This window comes from Bacillus sp. L_1B0_5, assembly GCF_000836715.1.
GTDB classification, from domain to species: Bacteria; Bacillota; Bacilli; order Bacillales; family Bacillaceae_G; genus Bacillus_A; species Bacillus_A thuringiensis_S.
Map to the genome: position 1 here is coordinate 1 of NZ_JXIS01000023.1, position 14690 is coordinate 14690.

Sequence of the window (14690 nt, forward strand, 5' to 3'; positions counted from 1 at the left end):
CATAGGATATTCATCCCGATCATATCCTTTTTTCGTGGGAACATTTGCTAATGATTGTTTTCTCCTTTCTGCGGCTCCATCCCGATCAATTGTACAAATATCTGTCTTTCCATTTGTAATTGCATCTTTAATATGTGCCGCTGTTTCTGGATACTTATTTGATGGAAGCTCTATCATTTGTACAATATCTTGTGATCCACTCGTTTGTTTTGCAGAATTTGAATTTTGAATTGTAGAACATCCTGTAACTAATAATCCAACAGCTAAAAAGCTACCTATAATCTCTTTAAATTTCATTGTACTCCCCCTTTTATTCCTCGTTTATTTAAGCGCTTTGGGTTTCTTGAACAAGAATATTAATAAAGAACTAATGCTCAAAATCCAAACAACTACCTTCCCAATATTCAATAAATAACTTGTTTTATTTTGTATTTGACTAAGCATATTTGTTGCGACAGTAGTTTCAGTATAAAAATCCAGTGAAAATAAATATGCCATCGCTTCTGTTAAGCCCATGCGTGCTTGTGCTGGAATTACCCAAAATACCATTGGCGCTACAAAAAATATAATGATCCAAGCTACAGCTCCAAAATCAAATCCCTTAATATTATAAAAAGGACGTTCAATAAACTTCATATCCCCCATCTCCCTTCAATTTTTGTTATTAAAAATTAAGGATTCAATATGCGGATAAACCCTACATTTTCGATATATTTAAAACCTCTTTGTTTCAAATCGTCTTCGATTTCATCCCTCTTTTCTTTACCTTCAATTCCATGCATCAATTCAAACTCATACACTGGTGTAAATTCTTCTTGTTCTTTGAACATGGCATTAAGTATTTCTAACTCTATTTTTGAAAAATCACTTTTATTTAGTAATTTATCGGTAAATTTTGATGTTAACAATTTATGAAATTCTAATATTTCATTATTTATTCTAAATATCCTTATATTCTCTTTTAACATCCATTTTAAACCGTCTTCCATACTTTCAAATTTTCCAATCAAAAATTTAATTTCACCATCTGATAATTTCCTAGTATCTTCAATAGGGAATTTAGGCTTTGATGTAGGTTTAAATATTTTATTAAAAATCTTCATTTCTATCCCTCTTTCATTCTCTTGATTTTATAAGAAACATTGTCCTTCAAATACTGATTTTATTTTAAATTACGAACGTTCAATGGATCCTAAAGACTATTTTATTCGTTTTTTCAATAGCATTTTTATTACGGTTTTATAATCTCACAAAAAGATGCCTTATCATACCCGCCTTCTTCAAAGTAGATTCTTGTTCCCCCTGCACCTTTACTAATTATCTCTTTCACTGTTTTATCTTTCTCGGATAACCAACTGCGCACAACACTACCTATATTCCCTTTTTTTCCGTTACTATCTGTAAAAGATTTGCGAATCATTTTTCAACCACTCCTTTTTTCATGAAAGTACCGATTTTGTTTCATTTTTATATTTTTTCTGAAATTCATTAGTGATATATCCATTAATTGAAATAACAATTATAAAATACGTCAAAAATTTAAATTCAGTATACAATCCAACAATTAAAGTCCCAAAAATAAGTACAAAGAAAGAGATAAAGGAAATTACAAAAGCATATTCGTATTTCTTTGATTTTTTTATTGCTTTAACATGTCTCATAACATCCCATCCTACCTATATAAAATCCAGATTTTAATCACTCTCTTTTTATTCAAATTATAACTTGTTTTATTTCTTTTCTTTTTCTTCTTTAAATCACTCTGCATTAGATGGAATTTTAATTATCTTTTGTAATGATTTAATCTTTTGATCTTTATCATACTCATATTGAATTTTATATACGCCTTTTTCAGTTGTTACTTTAAAGTAATCACCAAATAAATCACCGTCTCTTTCCTCTAAAATTTTTTCTTTTGGAACACCAAATTGTTTTTCTAACAGTTGCGATCTCTTCATCTCGTTATAAGAATCAACTTTCTCCCACTTAGCAAACATAAACTTATAGCCAAACCAAACCGATATACCAAGAAACATAATTAATAAACATTTAACTCCTGGATTGTCACTACTCATAATTACCCCCCGCTTCATCATCCTCATTTACTTTCGCTCACTTGAAAAAAACATATATAAATTCAAATGATTAAATCTTGGGATTTATCCGAAAATTTAAAGTGGACTTTCCCATTCAAACGTTTACATTCACACCAATCACTGTTCCATTTAGCTTGTAAAGTTGCAATTAGACTTGGTTTAGGATTTGCATAATGGGTTTCACAATAATTTAATATTTCCTCTACAGTCGCCCATTTCCTATGTTTATGGTAGCGTAAAAATGATTTGATATTTTCAATCATAATTGAATAATCAGTAGCGCCCTCTCCCCCTTTGACACCACCAATTTGTGTTTCGTGATAGCTCTTAATAAAGCTTCTTATCGATTTAAAACCTTTCTTTTTCAACTCATTAGGAAGACGATTATATCTTGCGGGGATAGATATATAAGCAATTATGTCATCGGAGAACCTATCTTTTCCTATTTCAAGTAGTCCAAGTTTGTGTTGCTCTAAGATTTTTTTTACACATCTAGGTATATGTCCTTTCCGTTGAGGAATTGCAATATAAACATAGTGGCCATAATTTAACCTATCTAACGCCTGATCTATCAGTTTGAAACTTAATGTTGTCTTTAATTCAACGATAATATCACAAGTGCCATGTAACCCTAATACATCACAGCCTAAAACTTCCCCGTATACATTTGAACAACCATTTTCAATTAAAAATGATTTTACAGGTGTAAATAAATCCGATTCTTTTAGCTTTTTCATTAGTTACCTACCTTTCATTGTAGAATAACAATTTTACAAAACAATGCTTAATTCCCTAGCATTCTCCCTCACAGTAAAAGACAGGTCTTTCACACTTGTTGCAGATATAGCTAAATTTTAATGTTCCTACAATTTTATTTACAGCCATTGGATCGAAATCATAGCCAACAGATTCATAATCCCATTCTTTGTAATATTCTTCTAATCTTATGATATGACTGGCCACTTTTGCTAAAACAGTATTAATGAAGGATGCTATAGGTGTGTTATTAAATTGGTTTTCGTCTGGATAATCTCTTATGCAAGTAATAAAACTCCACTCTAACCCTTGTAAATCTGTAAAATAACTTCTATCTGTCGACCAATAACCAGGGTCTGCTTCTATATATAATTCCCCATCCCCGCTTGGGTTCAAGTTTAGATCAGTCAAAATAGTTATAGTATTTTTGCTAAAAGGTATGTCAATGCTGCCTTCAATTTTGTAATGCTCTTGTAAGAAAGGATACTTGTTAACCGCTTCTTCCCATTGTCCATTATTAATCAAATTAATTAGCTCTTTATACTCTTTTTTAATCACTACCTTTCCACGTAAAGCCGTGTACTTAGTTGACATTCTCTCTATCTCCCTTCTCGACAAAATTCAAATTTGATTCAATTTTCACCAAGATAGTCGTAATTCAAAAATTTCTTTATCCTCAATGAATTTCACTTCAGTTGTAATTCCCGCTTTTTTTAATTCTTCAAGAAGGGATTTCCAAATGGCGTTATTATCTACCACTATATCTTTAATTTCCCTCATTTTAATTTTAGGTGTAGAAAAAGGACTTACTAATTTTTCAACATTCTTTTTGTAACTCTTAAATTCTTTTTTTACCCTTTCAAAATTTACAAGCTTTAACCACGTATTAAAAAATGTTTCTTTCACCATATTACGAAAGGAAAATCCACTATAATAACCGAATTGAAATAACAAATGATTCTCTCCCCTTTCCATGGCCTTTTTTATTTGGCTCTTTAAACACTGTTTTCTAAATGTTGTGTTTAAAAAATCTTCGAATGCAATCTGATATATTTCAAAATAAATTTGTTTTTCTTGTTGTACTTCTTCTCTTAAAGTGGATAGTTCATTATTGTTGATCGTCTCCATTTCAAATCCTCCCTTTTTTAATAAAATTCAAATTTTATTAAAATAAAACGTTTATACAAAAAGTACCGTTCTGCATTAATTAAACAGTACGGTACTTAATAAAACTTATTTATATTTACTTGCCCAATCTTGCCCATTTACATTATACCCATCTAGATTTAAATATCCTTGCTGACCATCAGATGCACGATAGTAATTGATGTAAATAAATTCGCTTTTATGTTCATTTGCCCATTTTTCTGCTAATTCAATCGCCTCTTGTTCACTATCTACTTCTTTGTGTTTAGTCGGATAAGGAGTTCCAGGTTGATCTTCAATAGTAACAGTAAATACTTCTTCTTTTCTCACTCTTCTTCCACCTTTCGGATTCGGTTGATTTTTATCGAGTATCCAACTATTTCCGACCTTTTTAGCGATTACTTCTCCAGACTGACACAATCCTTTCACACGGTCTGCCGACAATCCCCACATTTCACCAGCTTCTTTAACACCCATGATGTGTTCTAGTGGACTATTCATTAGTTTGCTCTCCAAATATAAACTTCTGTTCCGTTTCCTGCATAATGATTATGTCGTTTATAGTTGTTGATAGCTTCTGATAAATCAGTGTATAAAGATTTTAAACCCATATCAACAGTGATTTCTTTTTTCTCTAAATCAGCTACTATATTGATTTTCTGGGTGTTTTTAAACTCATTTTTGCAAGTTAAAAAACCTTCAAATTTACCTTTGCTACGAATTTCATTCATAAATTCCACCTTTGTTACCTGTACATACTTCATACCCTTTTTCACGATTTCCCACGACATTTTCAAAGCTTTAGCGAAATATTCTTTTACTTTTCCCCCGAATTGTTTTTGACCTTTACGAGCGATTTCCCAAGCTTTTTTCATGACGCTCATCGTTACTTCCTCCTTTTAACCGTTATCGGTTATCTTATATAAAATATAACACCATTAGAAACAACCGTCAACGGTTAAAATGAGAGTTTTCGAACTTTTTTCAGTACCGTACTATTTAATTTTCAAAGATCAATTCTTTCTACAAAATTCAAATTGTAATACAATAACGCTTTACTTAAATTCCACTAAGAGCAAAGTCATACAATGCATCTGCAACATTCTCCACAAGATGATAAGAAACATACTCCTCCAATGCTTTCATTAACTTAGGCTTTTCATCTTTAAAATCAATTGTATAATCCATTAAAAAACTCCAATTCCATGATGGAATTGCGATCAGACAACTATGCCTCATCTCATGTTCACAGAAATATACTGTTGGTGATCCACACTGTTGTAATACTTCAAACACAACACATTTCATCTATAGCCCCTCTATTCTCTAATTTACAAATACTGTTTTATAACTTTTCTCTTTCCGTCCTCCATGCTTATCCCCGCATTTCGGACAATAAGGACCATCATTTTTCTTTTTACAATCTCTTACGTCCCCTCTTGGCAGCGGAAAAACAAATTGACACTTCTCACAAGTGAATTTTTTCTTTGGTAAAGTATTCAGCAAAAAATTAATAACTACATCCATCACAAACAATATCCCCCTTTTCGTTCTTACAACGTAAAGTCTTCCATTGTCTTTCGAATCTCATCAGCTTCTACACCAATATATTGTAATGTTTGCCCTTGTGTCGCATGACCAAATAATTTCATTAAATAGTAGACGTCTTTCTTTCTCTGGTAATAGTGATATCCAAACGTTTTTCGCATACTATGTGTTCCCCATTGTTCTGAATCAATACCGCAAGCCTCGGCCGCCTTATGCAAGAAAGTATGAGCCATTTGTCTTGTAATTGGTTTATCTCCTTGACGACTTGGAAAAAGCCAATCAGAATCAGCACGATTACTTGTGTATTTCGCAATTTCTTGTTGTAAGACGGAATTGAAATACACTTCTACTGTTGTATCTGTTTTTTCCATTTTAATTTTCATGACATCTTTTCCACGAACATCTTTTACACGTAATCGCAAAATGTCACTAATACGTAAACCTGTATTAATTCCAAAGTAAAATAAAAAGTAATTTCGATATGAGGAATTTTGTAATAGCCAATCTTTCATCTCTTCAATTTTTTCTAATGAACGAATTGGCTCTTTTGCTCCAGGTTTTCGTCCTCCTTTCGCCATAAAACACGACCTCCTAATACGATGCTGTTACCTATAATATGTAAAACTTAATTTAACTATAACTTTATTTTGTTAAACTGACAATCTTTTTCTTTTTATTTTATAGCGAAAAAAACCAGTAATACCATAGAAAAACGCATGATATCACTGGTTCTTATGAGTTTAACATTTTGTATCTTTTGTAAAACCTATGTTTTATTACATATCAACTAAAAAGTAGTCTTTAATCATTCTAGGCTCTACTACCATCGCTTCTGATTCATCAAATAAGATAATACATAATTTCATATTCCCAAACTGTTCGCCTGTTTCAGACAACCCCACCAAGAATTGTAAATGCCCTTGTGAAACTCCCCTTACAACACCACCCAATCTTTGACTAGCATCTATAGCCATTTTCTTTGAAATATACAAAGGAATAACATTATTTGCAACAGCAACATATGAGCCATTGATTCCTTTTTCAGATGTTGTATCTTTCTCCATTAATGTCCAAAATGGTTGTCCAATTACTGACTCATCAGGTAAAATTTCCATCATTTTTTCGGTGACTTTATTAATCATCTTAAATTCCCCCTTCAATATTACTCATTAAATTAAATGGTATATCTATTTATTCGACAAAATAAACAGTAAGCCTTTTACATTTAATGTTCATAATTGTATTAGAGTGTTTTTCAAATTCAACTGATAAAAAAACATATATAACTTTAGCATGCAAAATTCATAGAATGCTGGTTTCCCCCTATATAAAATTAGTCAATTACAATTCATAATTGATACAATGGTTCTAATAAGGGTAAAAAATTATTTATAGGAGGTTACTATGTACGATTTAACAATAGGGCTAGAATATGACAAGGCTTTAAATTTAAGTCCGAGATACCGATATGATTTTGTGGGGATTGATTATCAAAACGATTATATTTATGGATTCATTTTCGCTTTTCGTACGATAAAAAAAGGGGATGGAACAGGTAATGTATTAATTGATTTAGTTCACAACTCTAACATCAATGCTCTCCAAGCTCATATACATGGTGATTGTCATTTCCATACTTTCAAATACAAAATGTTTATGCGTAATGATTCAATTAAAATTACAGATCACATTTCTTTAGAAAAAGTCAAAAATGCAACTAATGATGAATATTATGCACTTATAAAAGACCAAAAATATCGATTACTCAATAACGCTAGTTATCAAGAGTCTAAAAATGTATCCTTTGTTAGACATCTACTATTTACAGAATATAATCAGATCATAGAAAATGTAGATACTCTCGAATTAACTTCCATTTTCAAGTTACAACAAGAGCATATATGGTATAACTCTAGATGTTCAAATTATATGAACGTGTCACAATTGGCTAAATTTGATGATACTCTAAAGCACTCCACAAAATGGCAGCAAATCGAAACAATTATCCAAGATAAAATGGAACATTTAGAAAAACAAAAGGAAGACATACTAACTAAGCTTTTAGAATGGAACGATTTAGAGAACTCTCGTTTGATTGAATCGTGAGAAAAAATATTTTATGATGCGCTCTCATCATAAAATATTATATATGTTACTATTAAAGGTAACATATATAATTTAAGGCTATCAAACTAAGGTTCTCAAGACCTTTCCTAACAAAAATTTATGGATTTATAAGTTAATGTATAAACTGAAAGAATATTGTGAATAATGTTAATGCGGTTAAATGAAACTTTTTTACGCGTAAATCGATTGGTTAAGCTACTGATCATAGTGTATTCAATCGAAAAGCAACAGGAGATCGTCACGAATAATTGGCACATACATAGCCTGGTGCACCAATACATATCAAGTGTCCGAAAAAATGTCACACAAGGGATATATGTTGTTATCTGCTTTACTAACAATACATAGTGAAAATTGCCTGGTTGGTCTTCCCTAAATCCATACTGGGCTATTCGTGTTCCCATTTATTGAAGTATATTTTCTAAGCTTGATAATAACTTTTCTTTTTCAATTGCAAGAGGAAATGAACAGTCTGCAACTTTCCTTAAATCTTCTTGTCTATACCGCACCAATGAGTGTAATTTCACTTTAGGAATGCCTTGTTTCTTTAGATAACGGTACACAACTACTTTATATTGAAATTTCATATTGAGTTCTTCGATCCCATCTAACAAGTCTTTTACACTGTATAATTTTGTAGGGAAATTGCTAATCTCAATTTTTTTCACATCTTTACTTTCTAATACTGACTTTGAATACGTTTTCTTCGCCTGCTGTACTGCAACGGTTTCAAACGCTTCTGAAATTGTTGTCTTATTTTTGGAGTTTTTGGCTATTTCATTTAACTTTTCTCTAGCAGCTAGGCTTAATTCATTTACATAATACCTTTCTCGATCAATTAATAAAACGGATTCGTTGAACAAAAATTGCTGAAAACCACTTCTAGAAAACAATTTACGTTTTGTAAATAAATGCGTATTTACACCTTTTGTATCATGTGTAAATAAAGCCTTATTAGCTACCGAATTAATATATATATGATGAATATATGGAGCTATCTTCGCTTGAACATAATCGTAACTACAGCTAAGATATACCGCGATCTCATCAATTGTCATATTAAAATCCGACTCAATTAGCTCTAAATATGAATCTGCTATTTCCTCTAATGTAAGGCCCCCACCAGATACTTTAACTAAATATGAATTTTCCATGTATTTCCCACCACCCTTTATTAGTTATATAGTCTAACATACAAAATCAATCTATGTTTCATATATTAGTAACATATAAAATAAATCTTTTATATGACTCATCCTACATATCCTTTGACTCATCTTGATTAATAATTTTCTGTCTATATCCATATGGATTTTTCTATTTTTATGTTATAAAATTTAATTACAAATAATTCAGAAAGGTGTGTTGAAATTGAATTTTAACTATCCAACTGATCCAGGAACTGGAGTTTATATTCCTGGTGGCGGTGGTCACTAAAAAATAAGCCCCACAATGTAGGGCTTATTTTTTAGCATTATTTAAACCCAAATATTATTAAGTGGGTATATAATTATTTTTGAAGAGCAATCTGTAGGTCATTTACACATGTCAAAAAAGGAAAGCACTTATTTAAATTGCTTTCCTCTCCTTTTTGAAAAATAGGTATAATTACTCATATATTCCGTATATCGGTAACATATATTATATTTTTTTAATTGATACTAACTGTTGAAAGATAATTTATTTTTGAATTTTCTTTTAATTTTAGTTATACTAAGAAAAAGAGTCAAGTCTCCTTTAGGCTATATGTATACAAAAAACCAATTCTACCTTACAAGAATTGGTTTTTTTGTACTTTATTCACTATAAATTATGCAACATGTTTGCGCTTTGCTATCCCTTATCAAAATCATTTTATGATATACTCTTACAGAGAACGTAACAGTGACAAGTCTCTTCTATGTATAATATCTTGTCACTGTTCTTGTCTTTGGTGTCTTTTTCTTGTATCTTAAAAGAGCCAAAATCCCCAATGGCTGGGATTTTGGCTCTTTTACTTTTTTAGTCGTTTATTATGAATTTCCTTTCAAAATAAGTTCAACTTCTTCTATACTTAATTTACTTGCTTTTGCAATCGTTTCAATCGGTACACCAAGTTCATGCATACCTTTAATCATTTGTATTTTCCCTTGCTGAACCCCTTCTTGAATCCCTTCTTTTTTCCCTTCATTACGAGCATGAGCAAACTTTGCAGCTTCATCCATCAACGCTTTCTCCCTTGCTTCATATGCTTGTCGGAAAGAAGAATCTTGACTCATACGTTCCCATTTATTCATCGCTTTTTGTAAAATTGGGTCTTGGTTCATCGCAATATCCTCCAATGTTTGGGTTAATTGTTCGTCCTCATTCGCTGGTAGTAATAACAACCAACGAACAAATGAATCTTCCCAGGGATTTACTTGTTCATTCCTCCACTGTTGCATGAGTTTTTGAATCTCTACGATGTGAACTTCAATATCACTACTTAATACCTTTTGTTGTTGCTGATTCCATAGGATTCCGGTTGTATGAAATGCCTCGTATTCAGGAAACATAACGAAATTTAACAAATTGATCGTAATTGTTTTATGAAGAGAGCTGTATGGCATCCCCTTTTGAAGTTGGGATGTGTATAGCCTTCCCCAGTAATATAAACTTCTCTTAATCATGTCATGATTATTATTCAACTGTATTTCGACATTTACCTTTGTACCTGTATCTAATGTAGCAGAAATATCTAAAATTGATAATTTATCTTCTTCATGTTCTCGGTGCAAGTGTGGGTCTTCTAATTGCAAAGAAACAATAGGAGATTCTAAAGAACCTTGCAACATAGCGTTTAAAAATGCAATAAGTATATCTTCATTTCCACTTGTGCCAAATAATTGTTTAAAAGCAAAATCAATGCGTAAATTCACTAATTGTTGGTTGGACATGGGTTTTCCTCTCCCATCTCAGAAGATGTTTTTCTTTTATTGTACATAAAAGAGTGATGCGCATGCAAACAAGCTCTTTTGTAAATATACATAAAAGCCTGCTTATAGCATTTGTTGTATAGAACGGTGAATTGTTGATTGTAAGAAAAACTTGAATTTATTATACAAAATAACACAATTAATTCAACAAACTCTTTCGGCTATTAGCCAAATTTATCTATTTATAGAATATTTTTCAAAATATGATTCCTAAACTATACCAATTAATGTATGATAAATGTAAGGGATACAAGGCTAGCGATGAAATACATAATATCTCGACTTTTTATATTATAAAAAAATATGAATAGGAGAATGATAGTATGTTGAAAAAGAAACTAGGTAAATTAGGTGTAGGAGCTTTAGCATTGGGTGCTTTAATCCCTTCAACTTCCGCTTTTGCAGAAGAACCAACAACACTTCCTACTAATGGTGCAAATTATGAACAAACAAATTTATCACACACACAAGTCAGCGAAGATTTTAAAATTGAAATTTATGATAAAGATCAAAATTTAGTTAAAGTCTATAATAAAGAAGAACTGGCTCAATTCAATCCACAGCTTTCTTCTACGCCTCTAATTGGGGCTCAAAATAATACAATCAATCCTTTAGCATTAAAAACAACTTCTTTCCCTGGTGCATCTTTCGGTGATTACGTTTGGATTAGAAGTGGAGTAGAATTTAAAAAACCTCAAAGCGTTGCTGTAGAGACAAGTAAATATGTGAGGGATCTAGCTGTAGGATTATACGTAGGTAATACCCCTTGGGGCGAAGCCATAGCAAGGGGCGAATTTACAGGAGGGTTAAATATCCCAACGGGTCATCTTACAGGTGGGATGGATTACTTTAAAATTAAACTTATTAATCGTGGCGGCGGAAAAATCACTATAGATAGCGGCGTAGTATTTCATCAATAAAGAACATAAAAAAAGACCAGGGCGACCCCCTGGTTCTTTTTTATGTTCTTTGATAAATTTTAATTTATTAACTGATTATCGCTATTATAAATTTGAATTATATACGTATCTTTTTTAACCAGCTTTTTGTTTTTATCAGTTTTCATAGCATTATTTATATCTTGCTCAAGTCTTTTCGCATGTTCCTTTGCAGTTGATTCATTTCCAACTATAGGAGTATTGATTGTAAGTGTAACAGGTCCGTTCGAATCTTTGCTATTACTTATTATGGTAGTTCCTTTGTATTCTGGTTTACTTAATAAATCATCTATCAGATTGAAACTAAACAATTCCCATCTATGCTCTTTTTTTGCTAATTTAACATCTTCTTGGACAATATTAATTGTATAAGATGTAATTTTTTTCTTCTTCAATTCTTTATCGATTTTTTCTTCAACTTCTTTAGGTTTTTCTGTATCAGATATTCTAAGGTCTAGAAACTTTGCGTCTTCATCTACTGTAGCGCTAAGAAAATTTTTATCAGTTACTACACTATGAACCGAATCCAGCACTCTATACCCCTCACTTTGCGAGGCTTCTACACTATCAATTTGCTGACAAGAGCCTATTAACATGAGTGAAGAAAAAAGAAGCGGCACAACAAACTTTGATTTTTTCAATTACATCACCTCTCTATTTCTTTCTTTCATCATACACTAAATTTACAGTAAAAAGGAAAAACTGAGGTATAGAAATTCTATAAACGATGTGTTTTTCAATATATTATTTATTTTTTATAATTGTACATAAATAAGTGATTTACATGCAAACAAGCTCTTATATCCATTGACATAAGAGCTTGTTTGACACCATACATAATTAACAGATTAGTTGCGTTTCATAGAAACTGAAAGATTGCCTACTGCAAGAAAAACTCATGTTTAGTATACAAAATCCGAACAAAAATTCCAATACATACATTTAAATTTCTATCCAATCCGATGATTCAAAGCACCATTTCGCTTCATTTTTTATCCAAACGAAAGGATTTGTGCGCCACTTTAAAAAATCACTCTCCAACTTTCAAAATTGCAACTTAATACCCTTTTGCAATAAGAAATTTCACTTTAATATTAGATCGTAAAATGATAAAAAAGCCTTGCTGCAGAAACAAGACTTTTCCTCTTTTATTTTTGTTCGATTACATACCGACTATCTCCCGAAACACATAAACTTGCCGTATTCACTTTTATACTGCACTTTCCTAATCGCCGCTTTACTTCTGATTGTAATTTTTCATTTGCTTCTTCTAAAGAACATGCTGGAATAATAGTAGATTGTGAGTCTGTTGCCTTGCCGCTATACATCACCGAAAATTCAAATTCATATTGATGTATCAAGATTTCTCCACTCCCTTTTTCTTAAAGTTCCTCACAGATCATTCTTATTTGTCACTTGCTCCTGCAATTTTTGAAGTTGGATACGCATTTGCGGTATATACCAGCCTTTTCTTAATCGAATGATCGCAATTCCTACAATTACAATTAAAAAGGCTTGTAGGATAATATCTTGTGTTTCCCATAACGTGCACAAATACAGAAGACTTCCCGAACAAAAATAGTACATGGCCAATAATAGGTTTATATTTGCGATTATCATTTGTTTCTTTACCATAGCGGCTATTCCTGCTAAAACAAGCGTACAAACTCCTATACTTAGTAAAATATATGCAATAACCTTAAAAAAAATCATCCCCACACCCCCTTTCCTCTAAAAATTCATTTAAACCACTTAAAAGTCCGAATAAAGAGCGCAATCTCATTCAATACCAAATGTATTAACAGTTTCTTCAAAATCAATTACAAGCGAATTTGAAGCGTCATTTTTTCTGGAATGGAAACTTTTTATGCTGAAAATCATATATGCATTGTTTTCCAACGCATCCAATTGAAAATCCTGTAAAAAAGGTTGCACCAGCGATTTTCACTCCCCATTGCCACATATTTTCATGTAAAAAATGATGTGAAATATAGAGGCATATCCCTGTACAAATAATGATCCAGATTCCATATTCGTCATATTTTCTTTGTTCTAACTTTTGTTCGTGAAACGGATACACCCGGATAAACAAAAAGGCTATCAGCAAAACTGACAGCCCAATTCCCAATACGATCATTCTTTATCGCCCCATTTCCACTCGATTAAACCTCTTTATAACGCTTCTGTAACAATTGCTGTACACGTACCGCATACATTTTAAAATAGGGAATGTTTTGCGCGGCAACCTTTCCAAAGTCCATTTGCATTAATGTTTCTTCTAACAGTTTGAACTCAAATTCTAGGAATTTATCATGTTGCTTCTGGATAGAATGCGGGATATTATGCAATGCATCCGCAATTTCTCGTACATATGTCACACTGTATTCATCTTCGTTTGAATAGGAAAATACATTTCGAATTAATGTAAACGTTTCTTGCAATATTTCATACCCGATATGATGCAATACATTTTGATTCATCAACTCCCCTCATTCCTTTCTCTATGGTCCTTCAATTCCTGTATTGATTTGGAACTCATAATTTTCTACAAACCATTTCTCACCTTCCAATACTAAATTTAATTTCATAGTGTGCTTTTCTTGTTGTTCTGTTCCATCAACCGTTACAAGATAATCATATTTAACGGTTACATCCGCTTTATTATCAGCGGTTTTGATGTAGTACATATCTGTTATCTTCGCTTTCGTTTGAATATGCATAGAGCCATCATCTTGTATATGGTTATGTCCATCATCTGGCGCGTTTAATAATTTGTTTCGTGCTTCTCCTGTTATCATTTCTTTGATTTTCTCAAATCCTGGCTTTTCTTTTTGTTTGTTATCATTCTGTATTAACAACTCTACAAATTGTTTTGCTACTTCTTGCCCTTTATCTTGGGTATTTTCTGTTAAAACTGTCACGCGCTTTTCCAATGCTCGATTCTCTGTTTTTAGCTCTTTTACTTGTTCCGTCCATTTCTTTTCTGTTTGCTCGACTTTATGCTGTAAGGTACGATTTTGATTCCATAACCATACACTGATACTCACTAGTACAACTATGATTAAACCAACGATTCCCTGTTTCATCCCTAATCCTCCCTTTCTTTCCGCTTATTTCGGCAAATA

Annotated in this window: 25 protein-coding genes; 2 read left to right on the top strand and 23 right to left on the bottom strand. The window is 31.9% G+C overall.

Annotated features, from left to right (window positions below; translation table 11 throughout):
* The 15 genes from RT27_RS07245 to RT27_RS07315 all read right to left on the bottom strand — a co-directional run.
* The coding region (locus RT27_RS07245) for a sporulation protein (protein ID WP_043935713.1) at window positions 1-297 on the bottom strand (297 nt) is incomplete at its 3' end.
* Window positions 298-321: 24 nt separating this feature from the next.
* On the bottom strand, window positions 322-636 hold the full coding sequence (locus RT27_RS07250) for a hypothetical protein (RefSeq protein WP_043935715.1): 315 nt from the start codon (window positions 634-636) through the stop codon (window positions 322-324).
* Between the two features lie 35 nt (window positions 637-671).
* Window positions 672-1103: a hypothetical protein gene (locus tag RT27_RS07255; RefSeq protein WP_043935717.1), complete on the bottom strand. Its 432-nt coding sequence runs from the start codon at window positions 1101-1103 to the stop codon at window positions 672-674.
* Between the two features lie 128 nt (window positions 1104-1231).
* Window positions 1232-1420 carry a hypothetical protein gene (locus RT27_RS07260; RefSeq protein ID WP_043935718.1) on the bottom strand — a complete coding sequence of 63 codons (189 nt, stop codon included), beginning with the start codon at window positions 1418-1420 and terminating at the stop codon, window positions 1232-1234.
* Window positions 1421-1439: 19 nt separating this feature from the next.
* Window positions 1440-1661 carry a hypothetical protein gene (locus RT27_RS07265; protein ID WP_043935720.1) on the bottom strand — a complete coding sequence of 74 codons (222 nt, stop codon included), beginning with the start codon at window positions 1659-1661 and terminating at the stop codon, window positions 1440-1442.
* Between the two features lie 96 nt (window positions 1662-1757).
* The gene (locus RT27_RS07270) at window positions 1758-2075 is read right to left on the bottom strand and encodes a hypothetical protein (RefSeq protein ID WP_052497707.1); all 318 of its coding nucleotides are present in this window, start codon (window positions 2073-2075) and stop codon (window positions 1758-1760) included.
* 62 nt (window positions 2076-2137) lie between these two features.
* Window positions 2138-2833 (bottom strand): hypothetical protein, encoded by a 696-nt coding sequence (locus RT27_RS07275; protein ID WP_043935722.1) that lies wholly within the window; start codon window positions 2831-2833, stop codon window positions 2138-2140.
* A gap of 55 nt (window positions 2834-2888) precedes the next feature.
* Complete coding sequence (locus RT27_RS07280) at window positions 2889-3446, bottom strand: hypothetical protein (RefSeq protein WP_043935723.1); 558 nt, start codon at window positions 3444-3446, stop codon at window positions 2889-2891.
* Between the two features lie 45 nt (window positions 3447-3491).
* On the bottom strand, window positions 3492-3980 hold the full coding sequence (locus tag RT27_RS07285) for a hypothetical protein (RefSeq protein WP_043935724.1): 489 nt from the start codon (window positions 3978-3980) through the stop codon (window positions 3492-3494).
* 105 nt (window positions 3981-4085) lie between these two features.
* Window positions 4086-4499, bottom strand: coding sequence for a hypothetical protein (locus RT27_RS07290; RefSeq protein ID WP_043935726.1), 414 nt, complete (start codon window positions 4497-4499; stop codon window positions 4086-4088).
* Window positions 4499-4882 carry a hypothetical protein gene (locus RT27_RS07295; protein WP_043935728.1) on the bottom strand — a complete coding sequence of 128 codons (384 nt, stop codon included), beginning with the start codon at window positions 4880-4882 and terminating at the stop codon, window positions 4499-4501. Before RT27_RS07295 ends, RT27_RS07290 begins: the two co-directional genes overlap by 1 nt.
* A gap of 175 nt (window positions 4883-5057) precedes the next feature.
* Window positions 5058-5306, bottom strand: a complete 249-nt coding sequence (locus RT27_RS07300) for a YueH family protein (RefSeq protein ID WP_043935730.1) — start codon at window positions 5304-5306, stop codon at window positions 5058-5060.
* An 18-nt stretch (window positions 5307-5324) separates the two neighbouring features.
* Window positions 5325-5525, bottom strand: a complete 201-nt coding sequence (locus RT27_RS07305) for a hypothetical protein (RefSeq protein WP_231577692.1) — start codon at window positions 5523-5525, stop codon at window positions 5325-5327.
* A gap of 26 nt (window positions 5526-5551) precedes the next feature.
* On the bottom strand, window positions 5552-6124 hold the full coding sequence (locus tag RT27_RS07310) for a tyrosine-type recombinase/integrase (RefSeq protein WP_043935703.1): 573 nt from the start codon (window positions 6122-6124) through the stop codon (window positions 5552-5554).
* A gap of 198 nt (window positions 6125-6322) precedes the next feature.
* Window positions 6323-6688, bottom strand: coding sequence for a hypothetical protein (locus RT27_RS07315; RefSeq protein WP_052497708.1), 366 nt, complete (start codon window positions 6686-6688; stop codon window positions 6323-6325).
* A gap of 262 nt (window positions 6689-6950) precedes the next feature.
* On the opposite strand from RT27_RS07315, the gene RT27_RS07320 reads away from it, so the two are divergent.
* Window positions 6951-7652, top strand: coding sequence for a hypothetical protein (locus RT27_RS07320; RefSeq protein WP_043935733.1), 702 nt, complete (start codon window positions 6951-6953; stop codon window positions 7650-7652).
* Window positions 7653-8077: 425 nt separating this feature from the next.
* Here RT27_RS07320 and RT27_RS07325 read toward each other — a convergent pair whose 3' ends face one another.
* A complete protein-coding gene (locus tag RT27_RS07325; protein WP_043935734.1) occupies window positions 8078-8827 on the bottom strand; it encodes a hypothetical protein in 750 nt (249 codons plus the stop codon).
* A gap of 858 nt (window positions 8828-9685) precedes the next feature.
* Window positions 9686-10588 carry an Rpn family recombination-promoting nuclease/putative transposase gene (locus RT27_RS07330; protein ID WP_043935735.1) on the bottom strand — a complete coding sequence of 301 codons (903 nt, stop codon included), beginning with the start codon at window positions 10586-10588 and terminating at the stop codon, window positions 9686-9688.
* A 362-nt stretch (window positions 10589-10950) separates the two neighbouring features.
* Between RT27_RS07330 and RT27_RS07335 the strand changes: the two genes are divergently transcribed.
* Window positions 10951-11547: a hypothetical protein gene (locus RT27_RS07335; RefSeq protein ID WP_043935736.1), complete on the top strand. Its 597-nt coding sequence runs from the start codon at window positions 10951-10953 to the stop codon at window positions 11545-11547.
* A 59-nt stretch (window positions 11548-11606) separates the two neighbouring features.
* On the opposite strand, the gene RT27_RS07340 is transcribed toward RT27_RS07335, so the two are convergent.
* The 6 genes from RT27_RS07340 to RT27_RS07365 form a co-directional block, all read right to left on the bottom strand.
* Window positions 11607-12206, bottom strand: a complete 600-nt coding sequence (locus RT27_RS07340; protein WP_043935737.1) for a DUF4030 domain-containing protein — start codon at window positions 12204-12206, stop codon at window positions 11607-11609.
* Between the two features lie 507 nt (window positions 12207-12713).
* On the bottom strand, window positions 12714-12926 hold the full coding sequence (locus tag RT27_RS07345; RefSeq protein ID WP_043935738.1) for a hypothetical protein: 213 nt from the start codon (window positions 12924-12926) through the stop codon (window positions 12714-12716).
* Window positions 12927-12957: 31 nt separating this feature from the next.
* Complete coding sequence (locus RT27_RS07350; protein ID WP_043935739.1) at window positions 12958-13278, bottom strand: hypothetical protein; 321 nt, start codon at window positions 13276-13278, stop codon at window positions 12958-12960.
* A 127-nt stretch (window positions 13279-13405) separates the two neighbouring features.
* Window positions 13406-13702, bottom strand: coding sequence for a hypothetical protein (locus tag RT27_RS07355; RefSeq protein ID WP_043935740.1), 297 nt, complete (start codon window positions 13700-13702; stop codon window positions 13406-13408).
* A gap of 25 nt (window positions 13703-13727) precedes the next feature.
* Complete coding sequence (locus tag RT27_RS07360) at window positions 13728-14045, bottom strand: hypothetical protein (protein WP_043935741.1); 318 nt, start codon at window positions 14043-14045, stop codon at window positions 13728-13730.
* Between the two features lie 21 nt (window positions 14046-14066).
* Window positions 14067-14651 (bottom strand): hypothetical protein, encoded by a 585-nt coding sequence (locus RT27_RS07365; protein WP_043935742.1) that lies wholly within the window; start codon window positions 14649-14651, stop codon window positions 14067-14069.
* Window positions 14652-14690: the final 39 nt, after the last annotated feature.

Bases quoted from the DNA above. Each gene is read 5' to 3' on its own strand.
- RT27_RS07250 (WP_043935715.1), bottom strand. From the start codon at position 636: ATGAAGTTTATTGAACGTCCTTTTTATAATATTAAGGGATTTGATTTT.
- RT27_RS07355 (WP_043935740.1), bottom strand. From the start codon at position 13,702: ATGATCGTATTGGGAATTGGGCTGTCAGTTTTGCTGATAGCCTTTTTG.
- RT27_RS07315 (WP_052497708.1), bottom strand. From the start codon at position 6,688: ATGATTAATAAAGTCACCGAAAAAATGATGGAAATTTTACCTGATGAG.
- RT27_RS07290 (WP_043935726.1), bottom strand. From the start codon at position 4,499: ATGAATAGTCCACTAGAACACATCATGGGTGTTAAAGAAGCTGGTGAA.
- RT27_RS07365 (WP_043935742.1), bottom strand. From the start codon at position 14,651: ATGAAACAGGGAATCGTTGGTTTAATCATAGTTGTACTAGTGAGTATC.
- RT27_RS07270 (WP_052497707.1), bottom strand. From the start codon at position 2,075: ATGAGTAGTGACAATCCAGGAGTTAAATGTTTATTAATTATGTTTCTT.
- RT27_RS07285 (WP_043935724.1), bottom strand. From the start codon at position 3,980: ATGGAGACGATCAACAATAATGAACTATCCACTTTAAGAGAAGAAGTA.
- RT27_RS07275 (WP_043935722.1), bottom strand. From the start codon at position 2,833: ATGAAAAAGCTAAAAGAATCGGATTTATTTACACCTGTAAAATCATTT.
- RT27_RS07260 (WP_043935718.1), bottom strand. From the start codon at position 1,420: ATGATTCGCAAATCTTTTACAGATAGTAACGGAAAAAAAGGGAATATA.
- RT27_RS07350 (WP_043935739.1), bottom strand. From the start codon at position 13,278: ATGATTTTTTTTAAGGTTATTGCATATATTTTACTAAGTATAGGAGTT.
- RT27_RS07295 (WP_043935728.1), bottom strand. From the start codon at position 4,882: ATGAGCGTCATGAAAAAAGCTTGGGAAATCGCTCGTAAAGGTCAAAAA.
- RT27_RS07335 (WP_043935736.1), top strand. From the start codon at position 10,951: ATGTTGAAAAAGAAACTAGGTAAATTAGGTGTAGGAGCTTTAGCATTG.
- RT27_RS07320 (WP_043935733.1), top strand. From the start codon at position 6,951: ATGTACGATTTAACAATAGGGCTAGAATATGACAAGGCTTTAAATTTA.
- RT27_RS07330 (WP_043935735.1), bottom strand. From the start codon at position 10,588: ATGTCCAACCAACAATTAGTGAATTTACGCATTGATTTTGCTTTTAAA.
- RT27_RS07360 (WP_043935741.1), bottom strand. From the start codon at position 14,045: ATGAATCAAAATGTATTGCATCATATCGGGTATGAAATATTGCAAGAA.
- RT27_RS07300 (WP_043935730.1), bottom strand. From the start codon at position 5,306: ATGAAATGTGTTGTGTTTGAAGTATTACAACAGTGTGGATCACCAACA.
- RT27_RS07265 (WP_043935720.1), bottom strand. From the start codon at position 1,661: ATGAGACATGTTAAAGCAATAAAAAAATCAAAGAAATACGAATATGCT.
- RT27_RS07280 (WP_043935723.1), bottom strand. From the start codon at position 3,446: ATGTCAACTAAGTACACGGCTTTACGTGGAAAGGTAGTGATTAAAAAA.
- RT27_RS07255 (WP_043935717.1), bottom strand. From the start codon at position 1,103: ATGAAGATTTTTAATAAAATATTTAAACCTACATCAAAGCCTAAATTC.
- RT27_RS07310 (WP_043935703.1), bottom strand. From the start codon at position 6,124: ATGGCGAAAGGAGGACGAAAACCTGGAGCAAAAGAGCCAATTCGTTCA.
- RT27_RS07325 (WP_043935734.1), bottom strand. From the start codon at position 8,827: ATGGAAAATTCATATTTAGTTAAAGTATCTGGTGGGGGCCTTACATTA.
- RT27_RS07305 (WP_231577692.1), bottom strand. From the start codon at position 5,525: ATGGATGTAGTTATTAATTTTTTGCTGAATACTTTACCAAAGAAAAAA.